The sequence below is a fragment of the Pectobacterium zantedeschiae genome (genome assembly GCF_004137795.1).
Taxonomy (GTDB): Bacteria; Pseudomonadota; Gammaproteobacteria; order Enterobacterales; family Enterobacteriaceae; genus Pectobacterium; species Pectobacterium zantedeschiae.
Genome location: NZ_NWTM01000001.1, coordinates 157,715 through 177,446, shown reverse-complemented (window position 1 = coordinate 177,446; position 19,732 = coordinate 157,715). Strand labels below are relative to the sequence as shown.

The 19,732-nt window shown below is 47.7% G+C and carries 20 protein-coding genes and 2 pseudogenes; 10 read left to right on the top strand and 12 right to left on the bottom strand.

Annotation, left to right across the window (positions count from 1 at the left end):
* Positions 1-258 precede the first annotated feature (258 nt).
* Both CLR69_RS00815 and CLR69_RS00810 read right to left on the bottom strand, forming a co-directional pair.
* Positions 259-1,077, bottom strand: a complete 819-nt coding sequence (locus tag CLR69_RS00815) for a nucleotidyltransferase domain-containing protein (RefSeq protein WP_129705224.1) — start codon at positions 1,075-1,077, stop codon at positions 259-261.
* A 52-nt stretch (positions 1,078-1,129) separates the two neighbouring features.
* Positions 1,130-1,357, bottom strand: coding sequence for a hypothetical protein (locus tag CLR69_RS00810; RefSeq protein ID WP_015841087.1), 228 nt, complete (start codon positions 1,355-1,357; stop codon positions 1,130-1,132).
* Positions 1,358-1,745: 388 nt separating this feature from the next.
* Here CLR69_RS00810 and CLR69_RS23065 point away from each other — a divergent pair.
* The 4 genes and pseudogenes from CLR69_RS23065 to CLR69_RS00790 all read left to right on the top strand — a co-directional run bounded on the left by CLR69_RS23065 (position 1,746) and on the right by CLR69_RS00790 (position 4,917).
* Positions 1,746-2,292 (top strand): annotated as a pseudogene (locus tag CLR69_RS23065) (transposase).
* A 119-nt stretch (positions 2,293-2,411) separates the two neighbouring features.
* Positions 2,412-2,685: pseudogene (locus CLR69_RS23060) on the top strand (PIN domain-containing protein); the annotation flags it as partial.
* A 195-nt stretch (positions 2,686-2,880) separates the two neighbouring features.
* Positions 2,881-3,858: a DUF1852 domain-containing protein gene (locus tag CLR69_RS00795; RefSeq protein WP_129711925.1), complete on the top strand. Its 978-nt coding sequence runs from the start codon at positions 2,881-2,883 to the stop codon at positions 3,856-3,858.
* A 27-nt stretch (positions 3,859-3,885) separates the two neighbouring features.
* The gene (locus tag CLR69_RS00790; protein ID WP_129705220.1) at positions 3,886-4,917 is read left to right on the top strand and encodes a methionine synthase; all 1,032 of its coding nucleotides are present in this window, start codon (positions 3,886-3,888) and stop codon (positions 4,915-4,917) included.
* Between the two features lie 112 nt (positions 4,918-5,029).
* Here CLR69_RS00790 and CLR69_RS00785 read toward each other — a convergent pair whose 3' ends face one another.
* The 4 genes from CLR69_RS00785 to CLR69_RS00770 form a co-directional block, all read right to left on the bottom strand.
* The gene (locus CLR69_RS00785) at positions 5,030-5,251 is read right to left on the bottom strand and encodes an acyl carrier protein (protein WP_010300175.1); all 222 of its coding nucleotides are present in this window, start codon (positions 5,249-5,251) and stop codon (positions 5,030-5,032) included.
* Between the two features lie 17 nt (positions 5,252-5,268).
* Positions 5,269-6,702: an AMP-binding protein gene (locus CLR69_RS00780; protein ID WP_129705218.1), complete on the bottom strand. Its 1,434-nt coding sequence runs from the start codon at positions 6,700-6,702 to the stop codon at positions 5,269-5,271.
* Positions 6,699-7,817 carry a membrane-bound O-acyltransferase family protein gene (locus tag CLR69_RS00775; RefSeq protein ID WP_129706274.1) on the bottom strand — a complete coding sequence of 373 codons (1,119 nt, stop codon included), beginning with the start codon at positions 7,815-7,817 and terminating at the stop codon, positions 6,699-6,701. Before CLR69_RS00775 ends, CLR69_RS00780 begins: the two co-directional genes overlap by 4 nt.
* A gap of 129 nt (positions 7,818-7,946) precedes the next feature.
* Positions 7,947-9,083 (bottom strand): D-alanyl-lipoteichoic acid biosynthesis protein DltD, encoded by a 1,137-nt coding sequence (locus CLR69_RS00770; RefSeq protein WP_129711926.1) that lies wholly within the window; start codon positions 9,081-9,083, stop codon positions 7,947-7,949.
* 608 nt (positions 9,084-9,691) lie between these two features.
* On the opposite strand from CLR69_RS00770, the gene CLR69_RS00760 reads away from it, so the two are divergent.
* Positions 9,692-9,892 carry a hypothetical protein gene (locus CLR69_RS00760; protein WP_129705212.1) on the top strand — a complete coding sequence of 67 codons (201 nt, stop codon included), beginning with the start codon at positions 9,692-9,694 and terminating at the stop codon, positions 9,890-9,892.
* A 126-nt stretch (positions 9,893-10,018) separates the two neighbouring features.
* On the opposite strand, the gene CLR69_RS00755 is transcribed toward CLR69_RS00760, so the two are convergent.
* Positions 10,019-10,429, bottom strand: a complete 411-nt coding sequence (locus CLR69_RS00755) for a hypothetical protein (RefSeq protein ID WP_242451511.1) — start codon at positions 10,427-10,429, stop codon at positions 10,019-10,021.
* Here CLR69_RS00755 and CLR69_RS22805 point away from each other — a divergent pair.
* Positions 10,428-10,598: a hypothetical protein gene (locus CLR69_RS22805; RefSeq protein WP_165345967.1), complete on the top strand. Its 171-nt coding sequence runs from the start codon at positions 10,428-10,430 to the stop codon at positions 10,596-10,598. The genes CLR69_RS00755 and CLR69_RS22805 overlap by 2 nt on opposite strands.
* A gap of 9 nt (positions 10,599-10,607) precedes the next feature.
* Entirely contained in the window at positions 10,608-11,591 is a 984-nt protein-coding gene (locus CLR69_RS00750; RefSeq protein ID WP_129711928.1) for an aldo/keto reductase, read from the top strand.
* Positions 11,592-11,645: 54 nt separating this feature from the next.
* Here the strand turns inward: CLR69_RS00750 and CLR69_RS00745 are convergent, their stop codons facing one another.
* Both CLR69_RS00745 and CLR69_RS00740 read right to left on the bottom strand, forming a co-directional pair.
* Positions 11,646-12,539, bottom strand: coding sequence for a LysR family transcriptional regulator (locus CLR69_RS00745; protein ID WP_129705207.1), 894 nt, complete (start codon positions 12,537-12,539; stop codon positions 11,646-11,648).
* Positions 12,540-12,671: 132 nt separating this feature from the next.
* Complete coding sequence (locus CLR69_RS00740; protein ID WP_129705206.1) at positions 12,672-12,995, bottom strand: PTS lactose/cellobiose transporter subunit IIA; 324 nt, start codon at positions 12,993-12,995, stop codon at positions 12,672-12,674.
* A 495-nt stretch (positions 12,996-13,490) separates the two neighbouring features.
* Here CLR69_RS00740 and CLR69_RS00735 point away from each other — a divergent pair, with 495 nt between their 5' ends.
* The 3 genes from CLR69_RS00735 (at position 13,491) to CLR69_RS00725 (ending at position 17,296) form a co-directional block, all read left to right on the top strand.
* Positions 13,491-14,507 carry an iron ABC transporter substrate-binding protein gene (locus CLR69_RS00735; RefSeq protein ID WP_129705205.1) on the top strand — a complete coding sequence of 339 codons (1,017 nt, stop codon included), beginning with the start codon at positions 13,491-13,493 and terminating at the stop codon, positions 14,505-14,507.
* A 168-nt stretch (positions 14,508-14,675) separates the two neighbouring features.
* Positions 14,676-16,253: an ABC transporter permease gene (locus CLR69_RS00730; RefSeq protein WP_129711929.1), complete on the top strand. Its 1,578-nt coding sequence runs from the start codon at positions 14,676-14,678 to the stop codon at positions 16,251-16,253.
* 2 nt (positions 16,254-16,255) lie between these two features.
* On the top strand, positions 16,256-17,296 hold the full coding sequence (locus CLR69_RS00725; RefSeq protein WP_129711930.1) for an ABC transporter ATP-binding protein: 1,041 nt from the start codon (positions 16,256-16,258) through the stop codon (positions 17,294-17,296).
* A gap of 32 nt (positions 17,297-17,328) precedes the next feature.
* Here the strand turns inward: CLR69_RS00725 and arnF are convergent, their stop codons facing one another.
* Genes arnF through arnT form a run of 3 tightly spaced genes read right to left on the bottom strand, consistent with a single transcriptional unit; the run spans position 17,329 to position 19,729 of the window.
* Positions 17,329-17,721, bottom strand: a complete 393-nt coding sequence (arnF, locus tag CLR69_RS00720) for a 4-amino-4-deoxy-L-arabinose-phosphoundecaprenol flippase subunit ArnF (RefSeq protein WP_129711931.1) — start codon at positions 17,719-17,721, stop codon at positions 17,329-17,331.
* Complete coding sequence (gene arnE / locus CLR69_RS00715; RefSeq protein ID WP_129711932.1) at positions 17,721-18,062, bottom strand: 4-amino-4-deoxy-L-arabinose-phosphoundecaprenol flippase subunit ArnE; 342 nt, start codon at positions 18,060-18,062, stop codon at positions 17,721-17,723. Before arnE ends, arnF begins: the two co-directional genes overlap by 1 nt.
* Positions 18,059-19,729 carry a lipid IV(A) 4-amino-4-deoxy-L-arabinosyltransferase gene (gene arnT, locus CLR69_RS00710; protein ID WP_129711933.1) on the bottom strand — a complete coding sequence of 557 codons (1,671 nt, stop codon included), beginning with the start codon at positions 19,727-19,729 and terminating at the stop codon, positions 18,059-18,061. The genes arnE and arnT overlap by 4 nt, the downstream gene beginning before the upstream one ends.
* Between the last annotated feature and the right edge of the window lie 3 nt (positions 19,730-19,732).

The following is a 19,732-nucleotide window of genomic DNA, read 5'->3' as shown; positions in this document are numbered from 1 at the left end:
CTTTGCCCTATAGTAAGGATGTTGTATTTTAGAAGCGTCATCATAATATCATTTAAATTTGGAATATCTGTGTTAAAATACTGTTTTATTTCTGAGTAAGAATGTGAGCTCATTAGGTACTTAATTAATTCAATGCATCGTTCGCTCTTCAATATGACGCATTTTGAATCCATTGACATAGAGTTCATTTTTTGAATAATAACTTCAGTGGTGTTTATTATTACAACTCTTACATCCACCTCCATGCTATAGTATTGACTATCCATGATATCCCTCTATCATTTTTAATTTTTCTAGTTGCAAATCAATAATCATTGAATTCATTTTTCTTAAGTGATTACGCATCTCATCATCTGAAGTTTTTAATATGCTTATGTTTTCTAGAATTGATTTGTACCATAATGTGATAGAGTCATCTGGATAAAACCTTTCGAGCACCAATACCCTAGACTTAACAGAAGGATTTATATAATTTTTACTTGATAAGAATATGTCAACCAATTTTGCTGCACATTCATTTATGCGTGTATATGCATAGTATCGATGTCCTGATAGTAGTGCTCCTACAGCATCTTGATATATGCCGAAAAAGTCATTTATTCTATCGAAGGTTAATATTAATGGTAGGGAATCATCATAATTCTTATACTTGAACTCGTTCCCATGTAAGCATATACCGTTTGATATCCTATCCAAAGCTTCATGCTCATCATTTCTCAAACCGATTCTGAAAGGGTTTTTATTATCTGCAATTATATCTGCTTTTTTTTGTATGTTGTCTATTACAGATTTTAGTTTACTCGTAGATATGGTTCTACAATCGACTCTTACTCCTTTTATCTCAAATTGTGTCAACTGAGCAGGTAAGTGGCTATAGCTATCATCTACAACAGCCAATATATCTATATCTGAGTAAATATTATTTATTCCATAAACTATAGAACCACCTAGATATGCAACATTACACTTTACATTAGCTTTAATTTTTTCAACAACTTCAGCTAATAATACGCTTCTTTTTTTTAAATATTTCTCTAAATTTTCGAGAAGAATTCTTTTATTTAAATATCCTTGCATGACATATCCTTGTTTAAAAAGGGGGAGTTCCCTCCCCCCTTGGTTTATTCCATTAAATGTTTGAACATGCCATACAAGCCAGAGTCGCTTCTTTGATCTCTACTTTTTTGCTATTTGATGCAGTTTTATCTTGTGTTTGTTCAGTTTGTACAGGAGCAACCTGAGTTGCTGTTTTGCTTGACGTTGTATCTACACTAGCTGAAGCACTAAAAGCAGCCAATCCCAATCCACCAATTATCCCAGCACCAATCATACCTGATGCAATATTCATGTTTTTCATGCACTCACTCCTTGTTACGGATTGTTTGAATATGTGTTTTAACTGCAAACTCATGCAGTTATATAACCATACTCCGATTGTGGATTTACATAAAATCTTAAAAGGTGAGAATTTGTATAAAAATAATTCTTAAAATGAAACAACTATAAATCAGTAAGATATATAATATTACTTAGATTGATAACCTCTAAGCTTTTATAAATAGAGCCTATACATTGCAATATGTTACCAAATACTTTTATTTCTTAGTGTGATAACTATTTCAATATTTATGCATTATTATTCAGTTGATTATAGACACATGTTTTTGTAAGCATCCCGGTAAACAGAACCATTCACTTTTAGAGATCTTCCGACATACTGATTATGTCCCGTTGAGGAGATCGCTATGTGTAAAGCCCGATTTACCAAGCACCAGATCATCGCCGTGTTGAAGTCCGTTGAAGCCGGACGTACTGTCAAAGACGTTTGCCGCGAAGCCGGAATATCCGAGACGTCGTACTACAACTGAAAAGCGAGGTTTAGCGGAATGGAAGCCTCTGATATCAAAAAGATGAAAGAGCTGGAGGATGAAAACCGTCTGCTGAAACAGATGTTTGCCGATCTGAGTCTGGAGTGCCGGGCACTCAAAGATGTTATTGAAAAAAGCTTTAAAACCAGCGATAAAGCGTGAGCTCGTCAGTTATCTGACTGCACAGTTTGCGATGAGCATCCGCCAGGCATGCAGGACGTTATCGCTGAGCAGGACGGTGTATTTTTATCAGTCTGACACCCAGCGTGATGAGCCGGTCATTCAGGCACTGACTGAAATTACGGAACGCTGGCTGCATGAATATAACAGCGAGCGTCCTCATGAATCCCTGAATAACCTGACGCCGGAAGAATATCGGCTGATGGCTGAAAACCCGGAAATCTCAAAAAGTGTGTGGAACTAAAATGGGTGTGCTTACAGCATCCCTTTTATAATGTTAGTGTGTTAACAATCATTATCCGCCAAGTATCTTGGTCTGCCGCCCACTTTAATTCCAGCTAAATGCAACTTTCACGAGAGTAAATACTTGAAGTCAGCGATACTTTCTGCAGTCATTACGGGTTTGCTATCAGTTCTATAACGCTAATGGGACTGATCTATGGCGCTGAGAAATCGGTGAACCCAGAAAAGAATCTCACGTGCTTGAGGGTTTTTTACTCGTCTGGACGTGCAAACTTATGGTGTTGATGCTGCTGTACATACGAGGAAAATTCGTGCGGAACTGGCAAGACAAGGAACACCCATCGGCTCGTACGATGCCATGCTAGCAGGTCATGCGCGGTTCCCAGGTTTCCTGACCGCGCGCCTGATCATGAATATAATTCATGTTTGATGAAATTAACTCTCTTTAACTCATCCAATGACTCTGGCATAAAATATGCAATATTAACGTATTGACAACATGAAGACTGCTGAACGAGAAACAAATAAACCATTAAAAGTCAACATATTGATTTAGTTTTCATATCAAATTTTAGGATGCAAGAACACGATGAACAAAGATTTTACATTTACGATTAAGAGCAGTTGTTTCGATGAGAATTATAACCCCTCAGAAAATACACGTATCACGACCAACTTTGCTAACCTGGCCAGAGGGAAGAGTCGCCAGGAGAACTTACGCAACACGTTAGTAATGATTGATAACCGCTTCAATACATTGGCCTATTGGGATAACCCCAACGCAGACCGTTATTCTGTCGAACTTGAAATCATTTCCGTAGAGATTGATATTGAAGGCAATGGCGACACCTTCCCAGTCATTGAAATATTGAAAACGAATATTGTTGATAAAAAAACCAATCAACGCATTGAAGGCATCGTAGGGAATAATTTTTCCTCTTACGTGCGAGACTATGATTTCAGCGTACTACTGCCAGAGCATAATAAGAGTCACACTGGATTTAACACGCCAGATAACTTTGGCGATTTACATGGAAAACTATTCAAATGTTTCACCAATTCAAACGATTACAAAAATAATTTTAATAAACAACCTGTTATATGCCTAAGCGTTTCCAGCAAAAACACCTATCATCGGACTGGAAATCAGCACCCTGTATTGGGCATCGAATACCAGCAAAATGAATCCTCTTTGACAGACCATTATTTCGCAAAAATGGGATTACAGGCACGCTACTTTATGCCTGCAAATAGTGTTGCACCTTTGGCTTTTTATTTTTCTGGTGATTTACTGAGCGATTACACGAATCTTGAGCTTATCAGTACTATCAGCACGATGGAGACTTTCCAAAAGATTTACCGACCTGAGATTTACAATGCTAACTCGGCAGCAGGACAATGCTATCAACCCAACCTGAACCATCAAGATCATTCATTAACAAAAATTGTTTATGATCGGGTAGAACGCAGTCAGTTGGCTATTGAGCAAGGAAAGTTTACTGAAGAGCACTTCATCAAACCCTACAAGAATATTCTTGAACAATGGTCTGCTCACTACGCGCGTTGATTCACCAAAAATATAAGGTCACCTGTTATGAAAACATTGCTACCCACTTCAACTGCTGGCAGTTTGCCCAAACCATCCTGGCTCGCAGAGCCTGAGAAACTGTGGTCCCCTTGGAAATTACAAAACGAAGAGTTAATTGAGGGGAAAAAAGATGCTCTGAGTTTATCGCTGTTTGATCAACTGCGTGCCGATATTGATATCGTCAGCGATGGCGAGCAAACGCGCCAACACTTCGTCACGACGTTTATTGAACACCTTAGCGGCGTAGATTTTGAGAAACGTGAAGTCGTTAAAATTCGTAATCGCTATGACGCGAGCGTACCGACCGTTGTCGGTGCGGTGGCGCGTCAAAAACCCGTTTTTGTCGAAGATGCCAAATTCTTACGTCAACTCACGAAGAAACCGATTAAATGGGCTCTGCCTGGGCCAATGACGATGATCGATACGCTCTATGATAACCACTATAAAAGCCGCGAAAAGCTAGCCTGGGAGTTCGCAAAAATTCTCAATCAAGAAGCCAGAGAATTAGAAGCTGCTGGTGTGGATATTATTCAGTTTGATGAACCGGCTTTTAATGTCTTTTTTGATGAGGTGAATGATTGGGGTATCGCCGCGTTAGAAAGAGCGATTGAAGGACTGAAATGTGAAACGGCAGTACATATCTGCTACGGATATGGCATCAAAGCCAATACAGATTGGAAAAAGACGCTGGGGTCAGAGTGGCGGCAATATGAAGAAGCGTTTCCTAAACTGCAAACATCTAACATCGATATCATCTCGCTGGAGTGCCATAACTCGCATGTTCCAATGGACCTGCTTGAACTGATTCGCGGTAAAAAAGTGATGGTCGGAGCCATTGACGTGGCAACCAATGCCATTGAGACACCAGAGGAAGTCGCCAGTACGCTACGCAAAGCACTTCAGTTTGTTGATGCCGACAAGCTCTACCCTTCTACCAACTGTGGTATGGCTCCTTTATCTCGTCGGGTAGCTACAGGCAAACTCAATGCGTTAAGTGCAGGCGCAGAAATCGTTCGAAGAGAACTCTTGGCTAAATAACGCCAGGAACACGGGTCTAGTATAAGACTCTAGCTTCCAAACCCTATAAAAAAGCCCCCAGATAAACCTATCTGGGGGCTTTAAATCGTGCAAAATCGTCACCGTTTCAGACTTAGCCGCGGTTCTCTTCAATATAACGAGCCAGATCCGCTGGAGTCTTCAAAACGGTAGCCACTTCGGTTGGCGGAATCACACAGCCATAAACGTCCTGCACTTCCAGTACCAGATCGACTGCCAGAATAGAGTCGAGAATATCGGACTCAATCAGCTCATCGTTAAAGCCCACTTTACGGGATAAGATCTTTTCAAACAGCGCGAGTATTTCTTGTTCCATAATTTTTCCTGAGATAATTAAATCGTGCGGGCATGGGTGTCCAGCAGTTTACGGTCAATCTTGCCGTTGGGATTCAGCGGCAACGCATCTTTGATAATGATTTGGGAAGGCACCATGTAAGGTGGGATCACTTTAGAGAGAGACGTTTTAATCGCTTCTGGCGCTAAGTTCGTCACACAGAATGCCGCGATACGCAGAACACCACCGCCCGATTTCATCAGCGGCAGAACAACCGCCTCACTGATGTCGGATATCGCCAGCAGGCGGTTTTCAATCTCGTTGATTTCAATACGGTAGCCATTGAGTTTGATTTGGCTGTCATTTCTACCCTGGCAGTAAAGGAGCCCGTCCTCGTAGCCCAGGTCGCCAGTTCTGTAGCCTCGGAATGCTTCACTTTCCCGATGCAGCAATTTCTCAGCGTTCTCCTGTGCTAAACCGAGGTATCCACGCATCACGTTTTTGCCCCAAATAATCAGCTCACCCTCGGCGGTAATTTCCATCCTGGAATCCGGCATCATCGCACCGACTGGCAGCAGATCGTTTTCGCTGTGCAGGATGTCATCCGTGATTTCGATGACGGTGGTAGCGATGGTCGCTTCCGTTGGGCCATAGGAGTTGAGAATTTTGGCGTGTGGGAAGCGGCGGCGTAACTGTTTGACCAGCGCTTTGTTTAGCACTTCACCAATGAACACGAAGACGTTGAGCTCAGGTAAATATTCACTGTTGAACTGAGTGGAGAGCAGTCTCTGGTAAGCGAAAGATGGTGTTGAAACCCAGACGGAAACCTCGTTGTCTTTTAGGCGTTCGAGCCAATTTTCTGCCGCAATATCCTCTTTCGCATTCAGAACGATGTGTCCCCCCGTTGCCAGATTCGCCAGCAGCGGGATCAGGGAGAGATCGAAGCTGAACACCGCATGGTTCATGAGCACCGGCGCGTCTGGCAGAGAGAAATCCTCACGCACCCATTTCATGAAATGCCACAGGCTTTCACGCCCGATCTGCACACCTTTAGGTTTTCCCGTGCTGCCGGAGGTGAACATGATATAGGCGAGATTCTGCTCGACCAATGCCTGACCAGCCTCACCGGTAGCAATGAACTGCCGGGTCGCGACATCATAGTAGTAAGGGGCGTTCGCCAGGTGGCAAATTTCCCTGAGCCGCTCCTGTGGATAGATGCAGTCCACTGGGATATACGGAATGTTATGCAGCAGGCAGCTATAGATCGCCACGGCGAACTCCGCCTGCTGATGGCCATATAACACAACCGGCCGACCGGCAGGCTGCTGGCATTGCTGATAGCGATGTGACCAGTCAGTAACGGCGACGGATAGCTGTTGCCACGTCATTGCCTCATCGCTGCCGCTAATCGCCAACTGATTTGGGTTAGAAGGGTCAAGTAATGCCGCACGAAGGAAATCTTGCAGTTCCTGAAGCTCTGAGTGAAGGTTCATAGAGGAGACATTCCGCTAAAGATGTAGAGGGAGGCCGCGGCGCTTGCCAGCGTCAAAATTCGACCGATGAACACAATAACCGGATGATGTAGACAATTGTTCAAAGCCGGACTGCGTTTGGCAGACCACTGCAACATGTTGTGAGCAACCGAAATAGCGCCAAACAGCGCGCCGCTAATGACATAGTGTCGTTCTAGCCCGTTCCATGCCCCCATACAAAACAGAGTGCAGAAGATGCCAATATTCTGCGCCAGCGTTTTGTTCTGTCGGAAAAAGTCGAGCTTCATCAAATTCATATAAATCGGCATAAAGACCACGTCTCTCAGCCATTCAGACAGGCTGATGTGGAAACGACGCCAGAAATCCTGCGGGTTTTTAGCCAGAATGGGCATATTGAAGTTCGCCGGGATATTCAGGCCGAATAAGCGCCCTGCTCCAATAGCCATATTGCTGTAACCAGCAAAATCAAAGTAAAGATAGGCGCTGTAGGCCAACGACATCACCACACCAACGCTTAGCGTAAACGGACGGTGGCTCCACGACTCAATAACCAGATTATTGATCAGCATGGCGAACAAGAACTTCTGAATAATACCGGTAAAAATTTGCTCAATGGCCACTAAAAACTGCTCGCGGGTCATTGTGAAGACCGGTTTATTAATGTCATTAAGCCATGTCCGCCAGCGATACATCGGACCAGCCAGGATAATGAACGGCATAAAGAGGTAGCAGAAGTAATGCAGGAAATTCTGACCATCTTTTTTGCTGCGATAAAGCAGAACGTCAATCGCGCGGAAGGTCATAAAAGACAGGCCAATCATGCCCCAGTGGTTGTTGAGGTGTAACTTCACCAAAAACAGCGGAAGCAATGTCAGGCTGACTGCCTGCCAGGTTTTTAACCAACCTTTCTCTTTTAAGGTGACGAGAATATAAAAACTCAGGAAAACCGCGACAGGAACAACGTAATCCCCCTGGAAAATATATCCCCAGCCCAACACCGCCAATACGGAAAAGGCGGATAAATACGTCAGTCGATAACTGAATACGCGATTAATCAGCGCAAACACTACTGCTGATGAAAACAGAAGGAAAAAAAACATTCCAGAGCTGTACATCATTCATCCCTCAGAATTTTTGATATTCAAAATGCACTTTTAAACTCATGCTTTCATCAACAGAGGTCCATGCGACGATGGTTACCGCCAGAAAGAGATAAAGGAAAAAAAGGCGAATGGCGGTTTTCATCATTTAAAACTCTCAGCAATAAATTTATCCATCACGACCCAGGCTGGCTCGGTTGGGTGCAGACGATCCCAATTCCAGCCGTTCTGATAAGGCTGCGCATACATATCAAAATAAGGAACCTTGTTTTCCTCCAGCATCGACCTGATCTGACTATCAATTGGCTGAAATTTCTGGGAGTTATTAATCGCCCACGGATTAATCGGATCGACAATGACGACAAACTGGGCGTTACGTGCTTTCAGAAGCTTAATCGTCGCCCGTAATGCTTCCATTTGCGCAGGAACAATCGGCGCATCGTCCCACTCTTCTGGTGTTTTATCGTCGGCAAAAACAGTCTTATCCATCCACAGAGTGGCAGCACTTTGCTGACGAGATTTATTCAGCTCATGCGCCTGAGCCAGTTCGCGATCCCAGTCAGGCGTAACGTTAGTCGTTGACGGGTGAGGCCACGGTTGCGTAGGCTGCGGGACAATACGTAGCAGAGCCAGCCAGTAGTTTTTTATCAGCTCACAGAAATTAGCAAATTGATAACTCACTTCCTGCCAGATAATTTGTGGATCCCAGCCGTAGACTTTCATTTGGCCGAAAGTTAAATGGCTTATATCTTCTTTATCGATATGTTGTAAATAATTGACCAGAAAAGAGCGCGTCTGCTCATCCTTCATCAGCGGATTAAAAATAGACGCTGGAAAATTGTTAGCAAAAATTGCCGGGGGAGTACCATCCGAATAAAAGCTATCGGGTGCCAGCAGCAAAACAATTTTACTGTTAGCGCTAAGATCATTCTTAAAACGCGAAAGCAGTAAAAAATGCGTGACGCTATCGACATAACTATCGCCATAGGCCACTACTGGACGATGTAACTGGTTATTAAAGTAATTATATACTGCGTATTGTTCGTCTTCAGATGTCGAAACCTCGGATGCCCCGAGAAAGAAAATCGCATTTCCCTGTAAAGCATGAGAAATAGTGGCTATTTTTTCCTTTTGTTCTTTTGCCGTTCCTTCCATTGTGTTAATCAATGGCCGGAATGTTAGCGCCGGATCAACGCTCGTCACCAGCGGAGGAACGCTAAGAAATAAGATAGCGAGGATAGCCATCAGGATATGTAGGCAGAGAGTATTTTTGATTTTCATTATAAAGTAAGACTACATGATATTTATTGTTTGAAATTTGTGAATTTTTATCTTCACGGTAAATCGATCCCTGTGTTTTTTGGATTATATACCAGGGTTATCTTCGATGATGAGTGTTGCTGTGTAACGGTATGTACAGTGCGTATGTCCGTCACAATAATCTGGCTGTAGACCACGTAAAGACACGGTTTTTCATCATATCTTCTCGCTTACGCAGCCTGAATATGACGGAGTAAAGGTTCGGTGTCAGTAGACTCGTGAGTAACTACTTTCTGGTAATGCAGGAAGATTGGATTCAGGGAACCCTGAGGTGATCAATAAGTACGGTATAAAGCAATCCTTGCCCCTCTTTTTGGTTAATCTAACAAAACGCTATCTTAAGGTTAATTTAATAAACTCGCCGTTTTACGCACTCGGTATGCCACCACATGTTTATGAGACTCTTGTTGCGCACGGTGGATTCGATTCAGGAAAGTGCAGGATGACAGGATGCACAAACGACAAGCTATTAGGTCGTGAGCTGTGCTATTTGCATCTACCATTTCCATACCCCATGGAATTAAATAGCGATGCAGGGTAATGTATACAAAAAGCTAAGAGGAGAATGCATGAAATACTATCAGGCTACTATCCATCAGATATTGATCGCCTCGATAACCCTATTTGTTATTGCCTGTTCATCTGGTACAGAAAAATCCCCTACTGATGAAACGCCAGAGTGTATGAAATATCGTTCTATGATGACAGCACCCTTGCCGCCAGCGGAAATGATGAAGCTAGAAAACCAGTGTGCGCAGTCAAGACATTAACGTAACTAAGTATTCATCTCAGGTTTCGTGAATATTCCCTATTCTTCTATAGATCCTACAATTAACGAAATCTAATTAGTAAAGTGAAAAAAAATAACGGCCATCATTACATGGCCGTTATTTACATCAATCACCTATCCGTTCCAAATCGCCATAGAAAGAATACGGATAACCATTTTCCAACCACTCTGCATCGTCAATAACGCAGATATCGTCTTCTACGTAAATATCTGATGCCATGATTTTTATTGCGAAACTATTGGTGTTGTATTCTGAACGATAATTGTCATAGGTAATCGAACCTCTGCCGAAATAGTCACCGAGTTCTTCCCGCCATAATAGCTCGATCTCTGCATTAAATGGGCCGCTACCCATTTTCCCTTTCAGATTGGCAATAATCTTTTTCTTCTCAACAAAAAACCACCGAACGGCATCAAGCGTCCAGGCATCGTCGCTCACGCTAAATTCACCAGAAAAAACGTCTAAAGACGCTTTATTATTATCAGAACACATTTTATTCCCTTGAGTATTCAACATGAGCCGTTCCGCAACGTTCCCCACCAAACGTACTTTTTCTTTCCCAAATTTACCACATCACACGCCGCGATTCATGAATGAGATCGATAACGGCATCCTGCCAGCGGCCCTTAATCAACAGGTTATCTCTGCGTTACGCTTTACCCATGACAAATCACACGATAAGTAAGAGGTAGACATGCAGAAACGTAGACTCGGTACATTGGAGGTTTCCACACTTGGCTTAGGTTGCATGGGACTCAGCTATGGTTACGGCCCTGCGACCGATAAAAAAGAGGCGATTGCACTGATTAGGGCCGCCGTCGAATGCGGCGTGACCTTTTTTGATACCGCGGAAGTCTATGGGCCATTCACTAATGAGGAACTGGTTGGAGAAGCGCTGGAGCCAATACGCGATCGAGTGGTGATTGCGACAAAATTTGGCTTTACCTTCGGCAATGACGGCAAGCAACAGATCCTGAACAGCCGACCAGAGCACATCAAAGCCGTTGCTGATGCCTCGCTGAAGCGCCTGAGAACAGACACCATCGATCTGTTCTATCAGCACCGCGTCGATCCCGATGTGCCCATTGAAGAGGTTGCGGGTGCAGTACAGGATCTCATCAAGGCAGGTAAGGTGAAACACTTCGGCCTATCCGAAGCCAGTGCGCAGACCATCCGCCGAGCTCATGCAGTCCAGTCCGTCACCGCGTTGCAAAGTGAATATTCACTGTGGTGGCGTGAACCAGAGGAAGAAGTCCTTCCAACATTGGAGGAGTTAGGTATCGGTTTTGTGCCTTTCAGCCCGCTCGGTAAAGGCTTTCTGACAGGAGCGATCACCGCAGATAGTACATTCGGCAGCGACGATTTTCGCAGTATCGTACCGCGCTTTGCGCCGGAAGCGATCAGGGCGAATCAGGCATTGGTTGATCTACTGCATCAGTTAGCCGCACAGAAACAGGCCACGCCCGCACAAATCGCTCTTTCCTGGCTGCTAGCGCAGAAACCGTGGATTGTCCCTATCCCAGGCACCACCAAACGCCATCGTCTTGAAGAGAACTGCCACGCCGCAGACGTCACGCTAACGCAAGCAGAGCAGCAAGCGATCGAGCAAGCGCTGGCGACTATTAAACTGCACGGCGATCGCTATCCGGCACATTTACAGGCGCGTACGGGGCGCTAAAAAAACAGGCGAAATAATCTATGCCGCCTGACTAAAAGTACAACATCTCAGCCGCTAACGCGGGTAACGCAGCGCCTCCACAAACAGTGAAAAGGCGGTGGTATGCTGTTTGCGGCTGGGATAATACAAATAGTAACCAGGGAACGGCGGACACCATTCCGTCAGCACCTGAATCAGGCGACCGCTGGCAATATCCTCACGCACTGAATCTTCCGGTACATAGGCAAGTCCCAGTCCGATTTGTGCGGCGTCGATCCGCTGGCGCAGACTATTCATCGTCAGCTGTCCTTCAACGCGCAACTTGATTTCCCGACCGTTTTTTTCAAACTCCCATGCATAGATACCGCCCATCGTCGGCAGGCGCATGTTAATACAGCGGTGATGCTGCAAATCCTGCGGCGTTGCAGGGACCGGATTGCGCACGAAATAGTTAGGGGAACCGACTACAGCCATACTCATTTCCGGTGCAATACGCATGGCGACCATGTCTTTTGCCACCTGTTCACCCAGACGAATACCCGCATCAAAACGGCCGACAACGATATCCGTTAAAGCATTATCCACCGTAATTTCGACGTTAATATCGGGGTAATTCGCTAAAAATCGCTTTAATACCGGCCATAATATTGAATCAACCGCGTGCTCCCCCGCCGTGATCCGAATATTCCCCGCAGGACGCTCGCGCATGTCACCCAACGCAACCAGTTCGCTTTCAATATCCGCGAAACGCGGACCGAGGCTATGTGCCAACTTATCCCCTGCTTCCGTCGGTGCAACACTACGCGTGGTTCGGGTCAGCAACCGAACGCCAAGGCGCTCTTCAAGGCCGCGAATCGAATGGCTTAGCGCCGACTGGGAAAGCCCGAGCTTCGCCGCTGCTTTGGTAAAACTTCGTTCTCTTGCCACCACAAGGAACGAGATGAGGTCATTAAAATTTTCTTTTAACATCAGAGTGCCCAAATAGTGGTGTCATCAATTTTTTACCAATTATACAAACTCATGAATGATATTGTTCTGCCCCAAAACAGCAAAGCCACTCAGCGTCAGGCTGAATGGCTTTTCATTTGCTCAGCAATACGGTTAGCGCATGTGCATATTAACGCCAGATACCTCTTTCCTGAGTTCAATAATCTCTTCAGCAAGTTCACGGCACAGCATCGCATTCATCAGGTGATCCTGTGCGTGCACCACGATAAGCTCGAGATTGGTTTTTTCTTTACTCTGATAGCCAATAAATCCGGTCTGGATCAATTGCGCCCGACTCAGCGCCACCGCAGCCATTTTTAATAGTTCATCGACGTGATCCCATTCGCCCCGGCGAGCGGATCTCAGTGCTTCCATTGCGCAGGAACGTGTTTCGCCAGATTTAACGATAAGCTCAATCATCCGCGTTTCTACATCCATTTTTCCATCCCCCGAATATCAGTTGCTGTGTCACCCTTTGCCGCCAATTAACCTCAAATCGCAGACAAGCGAACGTGACACCGAGAAATACGGTGCATTTGTTGTATCGCTACTCACAGCCTGCACATTAAATATAGATGATGAACCGAGATTTGTTTCTGTAAATCATGACGTTATATCTCATTTCCGATGAAATAAATTTCACAGGCACAACAGCCTGTTTTTCAACCGGCGAATTTATCCCCTTTCACACCGTGACATGTGCTGAAATAAAGTCATGACCAAAACGTTACACTCACCAGAACCTTAATTTAACCTTAAGAAAGCGAAATAATAATAACTATCATTATTATTATCGATATGTAGAATTCTTTTTCGACTGCCACTGCATCTCGGCCTGTGTCGCTAAATAGCCTGGCTATCGTGAGCGACACGGGGGAACCCATGTAGGTCAGCAATACACAAACACGACAGGTATTGATAAGGGTAAATAATATGAAGCTTGGTTTTGGATTACTGAGTTCTGCCGTTTTATTAGCTTCCGGCCTGACTCTCAGCGCATCGGCAAATGCAGCAGAAAACGATGAAGGGATTGTGATTTACAATGCCCAACATGAAAACCTTGTGAAATCCTGGGTTGACGGTTTTACCAAAGAAACCGGCATTAAGGTAACGTTGCGTAACGGCAGCGATACCGAATTGGGCAACCAGCTCGTGCAGGAAGGCAAATCTTCCCCTGCCGATGTGTTCCTGACCGAAAACTCACCGTCGATGGTGCTGGTCGATAACGCCGATCTTTTTGCTCCGCTGGATAAAGCTACCCTCGCTCAGGTCGCGCCTGACTATCGTCCGTCCCACGGACGCTGGGTAGGCATTGCCGCACGTTCCACCGTATTTGTCTATAACCCGACCAAATTTACCGACGCGCAGTTGCCGAAATCCCTATCCGACCTGGCGAAACCAGAATGGAAAGGCCGCTGGGCCGCGTCGCCATCAGGTGCGGATTTTCAGGCCATCGTCAGCGCCTATTTAGAGCAAAAAGGTGAGAAAGCCACGCAAGAATGGCTGAAAGGCATGAAAGAGAACTTCACCGCCTACAAAGGTAACAGCACGGTAATGAAAGCGGTGAACGCAGGTCAGATTGATAGCGGCGTGATCTATCACTATTACCGTTTTGTCGATCAGGCTAAAACCGGTGAAAACAGCAACAACACCAAGCTGTACTACTTCAAACATAAAGATCCAGGCGCATTCGTCAGCATTTCCGGCGGCGGCGTGCTGGCATCCAGCAAACATGCGAAAGATGCTCAGGCCTTTATCAAATGGATCACGGGCAAATCCGGTCAGGAAATCTTGCGCACCAATGATGCGTTTGAATATGCGGTTGGCGTCAATGCGCTCTCAAACGACAAACTGGTTCCGCTGAAAGATCTGGACGCACCGAAAGTTGATGCCGCCAAGCTCAACAGTAAGAAAGTCGTGGATCTGATGACGCAGGCAGGCCTGCTGTAGCGAATAGATTGTAGCGAATAGATTGCAACGGATAGATCGTGACACGTAGATTGTAATAACACCGTTTTCGTCAGGGCATTTTCGCCCTGACGAATTATCATAAGAATGGCCGCTCCACGCGGCTTCATCGTCTAAGAATATCGTTCTGACGGGGCAGCAACAGGCAGCATGACAAACGTTAGCTACAGCGAAACCACAACCTCCACCGCCTCCTCTACGCCATTACGCAAGCCTGTCGCGTTGCTTGCGATCGTTGCGCTGGTGTTGTCCCTGCTGGGCTTTGTCCCGCTGGGCTTTGTGATTGGCGTAAGTATTGATACCGGCTGGGAAACCGCTCGTGCCCTGTTATTCCGCCCGCGCGTAGGCGAGCTCCTGACAAATACGGTACTGCTGGTTGCCCTGACGCTGCCGATTTGTACGGTTCTGGGTGTACTGTTGGCCTGGCTGACGGAACGAACCACCCTGCCAGCTCGACGCCTGTGGTCACTGTTGCTCACCGCGCCGCTGGCAATCCCTGCATTTGTACAAAGCTACGCCTGGATCAGTACCGTCCCTAGCCTGCATGGCTTACCCGCTGGCGTATTTTTATCCGTCGTCGCCTATTTACCGTTTCTTTATTTACCGTGTGCCGCGGCGCTACGGCGCCTTAATCCTGCACTGGAAGATGTCGCAGCCACGCTGGGCGTGCCGCCCATTACCGTATTTTTCCGTGTGGTGCTGCCGCAACTAAAGCTGGCCATCGGCGGCGGGTTGCTACTGATTGCCCTGCATTTGCTGGCGGAGTATGGCCTATTCGCTATGATCCGCTTCGATACCTTTACCACCGCAATTTTCGATCAGTTTCAGTCAACATTTAATGGCCCAGCGGCCAACATGTTGGCTGGTGTGCTGGCGCTGCTGTGTCTGTTTTTGCTGTGTGCCGATGCACGTGTACGTGGCGTCACGCGCTACGCGCATGTCGGTTCCGGCGCACCGCAGGTTGTCACACCGATACGCTTATCACCATTTTCTCTCGTGCTGGCACTGCTGTTACTGACAACGCTGGTGCTGCTGACGCTCGGCGTACCGTTTATTACACTGTTTCGCTGGCTAGGTTTTGGCGGCTGGGACGTGTGGCAACGCCGCGAACTACTTGATGCCTTTAGGCAAACGATGATGCTGGCACTGAGCGGTGCCGCACTGACGACGCTGGCAGCGATCCCGATGGCCTGGCTGACCATCCGCCACCCCAATCGCCTGTATCGGTTTCTGGAAGGGTGCAATTACATCACCAGTTCCCTGCCGGGTATCGTCGTCGCGCTGGCGCTGGTGACCACCACGATTCACGTTATCAGACCCCTCTATCAGACTGAATTCACCGTGCTGCTGGCTTATCTGTTGATGTTCATGCCACGGGCGTTGGTTAATCTACGTGCGGGGATCGCACAGGCCCCCGTAGAACTAGAACAGGTGGCTGCCAGCCTGGGACGTTCCCCTTTGCAGACGTTAATGACCGTGACCATCAGGCTGGCGGCACCCGGCGTCGCCACGGGGGCAACACTCGTTTTTCTGGCGATCATCAATGAGCTAACCGCTACGCTGCTGCTGGCTCCCAACGGTACCCGCACGCTGGCGACCGGATTTTGGGCGCTCACCAGTGAGATCGACTATCCCGCAGCAGCACCCTACGCGCTTATTCTGGTCTTACTGTCGCTGCCGTGGACCTGGTTTCTCTACACGCAATCACAAAAAATGGCGGGGCTGTAATCATGTTGGAACTCCATCGCGTCAGTAAAAGCTTTAACGGGCGCACCGTGCTGTCTGACATTCGTTTAACGTTAGAAAACAGCCGTCGCACGGCGATTGTCGGCCCATCCGGTTCAGGAAAAACCACCCTACTGCGCCTGATTGCCGGGTTCGAAAAACCGGATACAGGCGTCATTACGCTAAATGGCCAAACGCTCTGCGATAACGGGCTCTCCGTACCCGCCCATCAGCGAGGAATCGGCTATGTCCCACAGGATGGCGCGCTGTTTCCGCATCTCTGCATCGCGGACAACATCGCTTTTGGGCTAAAAGGCTCGAAGACGGAGAAACAAAAACGCGTGGATGAGCTGATGGCGCTGGTTTCCCTTCCCGCGCATTTACAGAAGCACTCGCCGCATGAAATTTCTGGCGGTCAGCAGCAGCGTGTCGCACTGGCTCGCGCCCTGGCACAACGCCCTGAGTTGATGCTGCTGGATGAACCGTTTTCTGCTCTGGACACTGGCCTGCGTGCCGCCACCCGTAAAGCGGTAATGGACGTATTGCAACAGGCTAACGTAGCTTCGATTCTAGTGACACACGATCAGGGGGAAGCGCTGTCTTTTGCCGATCGCGTGGTCGTCATGCGTGATGGTCAACTGTCGCAATCGGGTTCTCCGTGGGCGCTCTACCATCAGCCCAAGAGTGAAGACATCGCCACCTTCCTCGGTGAAACGCTGGTTCTCAATGCGCAGATTGACGGCGGTCAAGCTGACTGCCTGCTTGGGCGCATCGCAGTGGATCGCTCAACGGCAAGCGGTCGGGCAAGAATCATGCTCAGGCCGGAGCAGATAACGATTCAGGATATCAAGATAACGAGCACGGCACACACTCGCGCAACCATCCGCAACGTTGAGTTTTCCGGCTTCGTCTCAACACTGACGCTATGCATCAACAACGCGGAAGCCGATGTCATTGAACTGAAAACCGTCAGTCACGCCGCTTTCAGCGTCGGCCAACAGGTTAGCCTAAGTGTGAACGGGGTCGCACACGTTTTCAGTCAATAATTTCTCTCGCAGACACAGCAAGCACAGGCAGTTTACTTCGTTGCCTGTGCGTTGCGACTCACCAGCCAGACCCCGATAAGAATAATCAAAACGCCGAGGTTTTTACGCAGGCTCATCGGTTCGTTCAGCCACGGTAGAAAAACCGCAGCAAGATAGACCACCGCATAGCTCAGACTAATCAGCGGATAGGCTCGGCTTAGCGGCAGATAGCGTAGCACCATGAACCAGCACACCATCGATAGACCGTAACAGATAATCCCAACGAGCACCGCGACAATGGGCCAGCCTGCCATCAACATGCTGAGCGATGGCCAATGCGTCATGGAAATGCTCGGCAGCGCCAGCATCCCACTTTTCATTAATACCTGTGCGGCGCTGGCTAGCACGATACTGGCAAGCGCCCAGACATAACCTCTTTTCGCCATCATCCCCCCTGCATCAAATAGATACCGGTGACAATCAGCACGATGCCCCACCAGTGATGCCTATCCACGCGCTCGCCAAACCCATAGTGCGCCAGCAGCGTAACCAGAACAAAATTGATGCTCAGCAACGGGTACGCCACGCCGAGCGGGAGATGCTGTAACACCAAAAGCCACAGCAGCAGCCCAACGCCGAGCAACAACATCGCCAACATCAGCCACCCGAGCGTCACCTGTCGACGTTGATCCTCGGGCAAACACCGCCAGCATTCCGCCGCCTGTTTCTGGCACAATTGCCCTAAACTGGTCAGTAGGCAGACGATAGCAACCAATAAATAACTCATGGCGCGACCTGTTTATAAAACAGCAACACGTAACGGTGCGATTTTTTCAACTGATTGGGAACAGGCAGATTGCGATACTCGTCCTCACTGTCTCTGTCGATCTTCAGCACCAGCGCGACATTTCCGCTACGCCGTTTATCGGCAAGCCAGTCTGGGAAAGTGCTCTCGTCCACAAAGCGGTCAGCAGCATCCGCATAGTTCAACCCATAGTTCAGCTCCCCACGCGCTTTGAATAAGGTGATATCACTGCGTTTCAGTTCCCACGCCAGTCCGGCAGCCAGCCCAACCTCGTCGCTAAGCACATAGCGGCTGTCTTCCAACAACGGCTGCTGGCTACGAATAAAGGTTTGAGGGTTCTTGGAATCAACCACGCTTGCTGGAATACTCCCTCCAACAAGTAGCGCCAGAAAGAGCGGACAACCCGCCACCAGATAGCCCCACGTCCGCGATTTTCTCAAGCTGACAGCGGCAAAGGCGATCCAGCCGATAAAACAGAGGCCCCCCGATACAATGGTCAGCTCTTCTCCCGGTTGATAGAAATGCGGCATAACGATGCCAAGGCCGAGTGTGGTAACTGCAAGTGCCAGCACGCTGCCAAAAGCAATATTGAGCCAGCTATTGATGCGCAATAGGCGTTCACGTACCGCAGGTGCCAGCCCGGAAATCCACGCCGCCATCAGCAACGCAAGCGGTGCGAAGCACGGCAGAATGTAGGTCAACAACTTGCCCTTGGCGATACTGAAAAACAGCAGCGGCATTACCATCCAACACAGCAAGAAAAACCGCTCTGGGTTCACTTTTCGTTCGGTCCAACCACTGCGTAACGCACCCGGTAGCAACGCCAGCCAGGGGAATGTCCCGATAATCAGAACTGGCAGGTAATACCAGAACGGTGCCCTATGTTGCGCATCGTCTTCAGCAAAACGCTGGATATGTTCAATCCAAAAAAAGTAATGCCAGTAGTCGGCCTCGCGTTCGTGCACCGCCAGCGCCCATGGCGCACTCAGCAATATCGCGACGACTATTGCCAACGGGCCGAACAGTAGCAGTTCCTTGATACGTTTTTGCGCCAGCGCTACAGGCAGCACGCTAATCACCGGCAACGCCAGCGCCAGAAAGCCTTTGGTCATGAATCCCATACCGCAGGCTAGCCCCATCAATCCCCAGGCCAACAGCCGTTCACGTGTCAGTTTTGCGCGCAGAATCAGCGCATGGCTGAACAGCGCCGCCGTCATCCAGAGCGTCACCATCGGATCGAGCACGCTGTAAGTACCGATGCCATACACAAGCAGTGACGTAAGATAGATCGTCGCTGCCAGCAGCGCAGTGCGCTGGTTTTTCCACAGCAGCATCGCTAGCCAAAATACCAGCAGCGCACTCAGCGCGGTAGAAAATGCCGAGGCAAAGCGCACGGCAAAATTGGTATGACCCAGTAACCACTGGCTCATGTTGTTCAGCCAGTAGCCCGCGACGGGTTTCTCAAAATAGCGAATACCCAGTAAATGCGGCACAATCCAATCGCCACGCTGGAGCATCTCACGGCTGATTTCGGCATAGCGTGTTTCATCTGGCGACCACAACCAGCGGCCGTTAAGCGGCAGCAGATAGAGCAAAGCAAACAACACCATTATCACGGTACTTTTCAGCTTGAACATGCCTTTTTCCATGCT

Coding starts and splice junctions, on each gene's coding strand:
- CLR69_RS00815 (WP_129705224.1), bottom strand. CDS start 1,077: ATGCAAGGATATTTAAATAAAAGAATTCTTCTCGAAAATTTAGAGAAA.
- CLR69_RS00810 (WP_015841087.1), bottom strand. CDS start 1,357: ATGAAAAACATGAATATTGCATCAGGTATGATTGGTGCTGGGATAATT.
- CLR69_RS00795 (WP_129711925.1), top strand. CDS start 2,881: ATGAACAAAGATTTTACATTTACGATTAAGAGCAGTTGTTTCGATGAG.
- CLR69_RS00790 (WP_129705220.1), top strand. CDS start 3,886: ATGAAAACATTGCTACCCACTTCAACTGCTGGCAGTTTGCCCAAACCA.
- CLR69_RS00785 (WP_010300175.1), bottom strand. CDS start 5,251: ATGGAACAAGAAATACTCGCGCTGTTTGAAAAGATCTTATCCCGTAAA.
- CLR69_RS00780 (WP_129705218.1), bottom strand. CDS start 6,702: ATGAACCTTCACTCAGAGCTTCAGGAACTGCAAGATTTCCTTCGTGCG.
- CLR69_RS00775 (WP_129706274.1), bottom strand. CDS start 7,817: ATGTACAGCTCTGGAATGTTTTTTTTCCTTCTGTTTTCATCAGCAGTA.
- CLR69_RS00770 (WP_129711926.1), bottom strand. CDS start 9,083: ATGAAAATCAAAAATACTCTCTGCCTACATATCCTGATGGCTATCCTC.
- CLR69_RS00760 (WP_129705212.1), top strand. CDS start 9,692: ATGAAATACTATCAGGCTACTATCCATCAGATATTGATCGCCTCGATA.
- CLR69_RS22805 (WP_165345967.1), top strand. CDS start 10,428: ATGAGCCGTTCCGCAACGTTCCCCACCAAACGTACTTTTTCTTTCCCA.
- CLR69_RS00755 (WP_242451511.1), bottom strand. CDS start 10,429: ATGTTGAATACTCAAGGGAATAAAATGTGTTCTGATAATAATAAAGCG.
- CLR69_RS00750 (WP_129711928.1), top strand. CDS start 10,608: ATGCAGAAACGTAGACTCGGTACATTGGAGGTTTCCACACTTGGCTTA.
- CLR69_RS00745 (WP_129705207.1), bottom strand. CDS start 12,539: ATGTTAAAAGAAAATTTTAATGACCTCATCTCGTTCCTTGTGGTGGCA.
- CLR69_RS00740 (WP_129705206.1), bottom strand. CDS start 12,995: ATGGATGTAGAAACGCGGATGATTGAGCTTATCGTTAAATCTGGCGAA.
- CLR69_RS00735 (WP_129705205.1), top strand. CDS start 13,491: ATGAAGCTTGGTTTTGGATTACTGAGTTCTGCCGTTTTATTAGCTTCC.
- CLR69_RS00730 (WP_129711929.1), top strand. CDS start 14,676: ATGACAAACGTTAGCTACAGCGAAACCACAACCTCCACCGCCTCCTCT.
- CLR69_RS00725 (WP_129711930.1), top strand. CDS start 16,256: ATGTTGGAACTCCATCGCGTCAGTAAAAGCTTTAACGGGCGCACCGTG.
- arnF (WP_129711931.1), bottom strand. CDS start 17,721: ATGGCGAAAAGAGGTTATGTCTGGGCGCTTGCCAGTATCGTGCTAGCC.
- arnE (WP_129711932.1), bottom strand. CDS start 18,062: ATGAGTTATTTATTGGTTGCTATCGTCTGCCTACTGACCAGTTTAGGG.
- arnT (WP_129711933.1), bottom strand. CDS start 19,729: ATGGAAAAAGGCATGTTCAAGCTGAAAAGTACCGTGATAATGGTGTTG.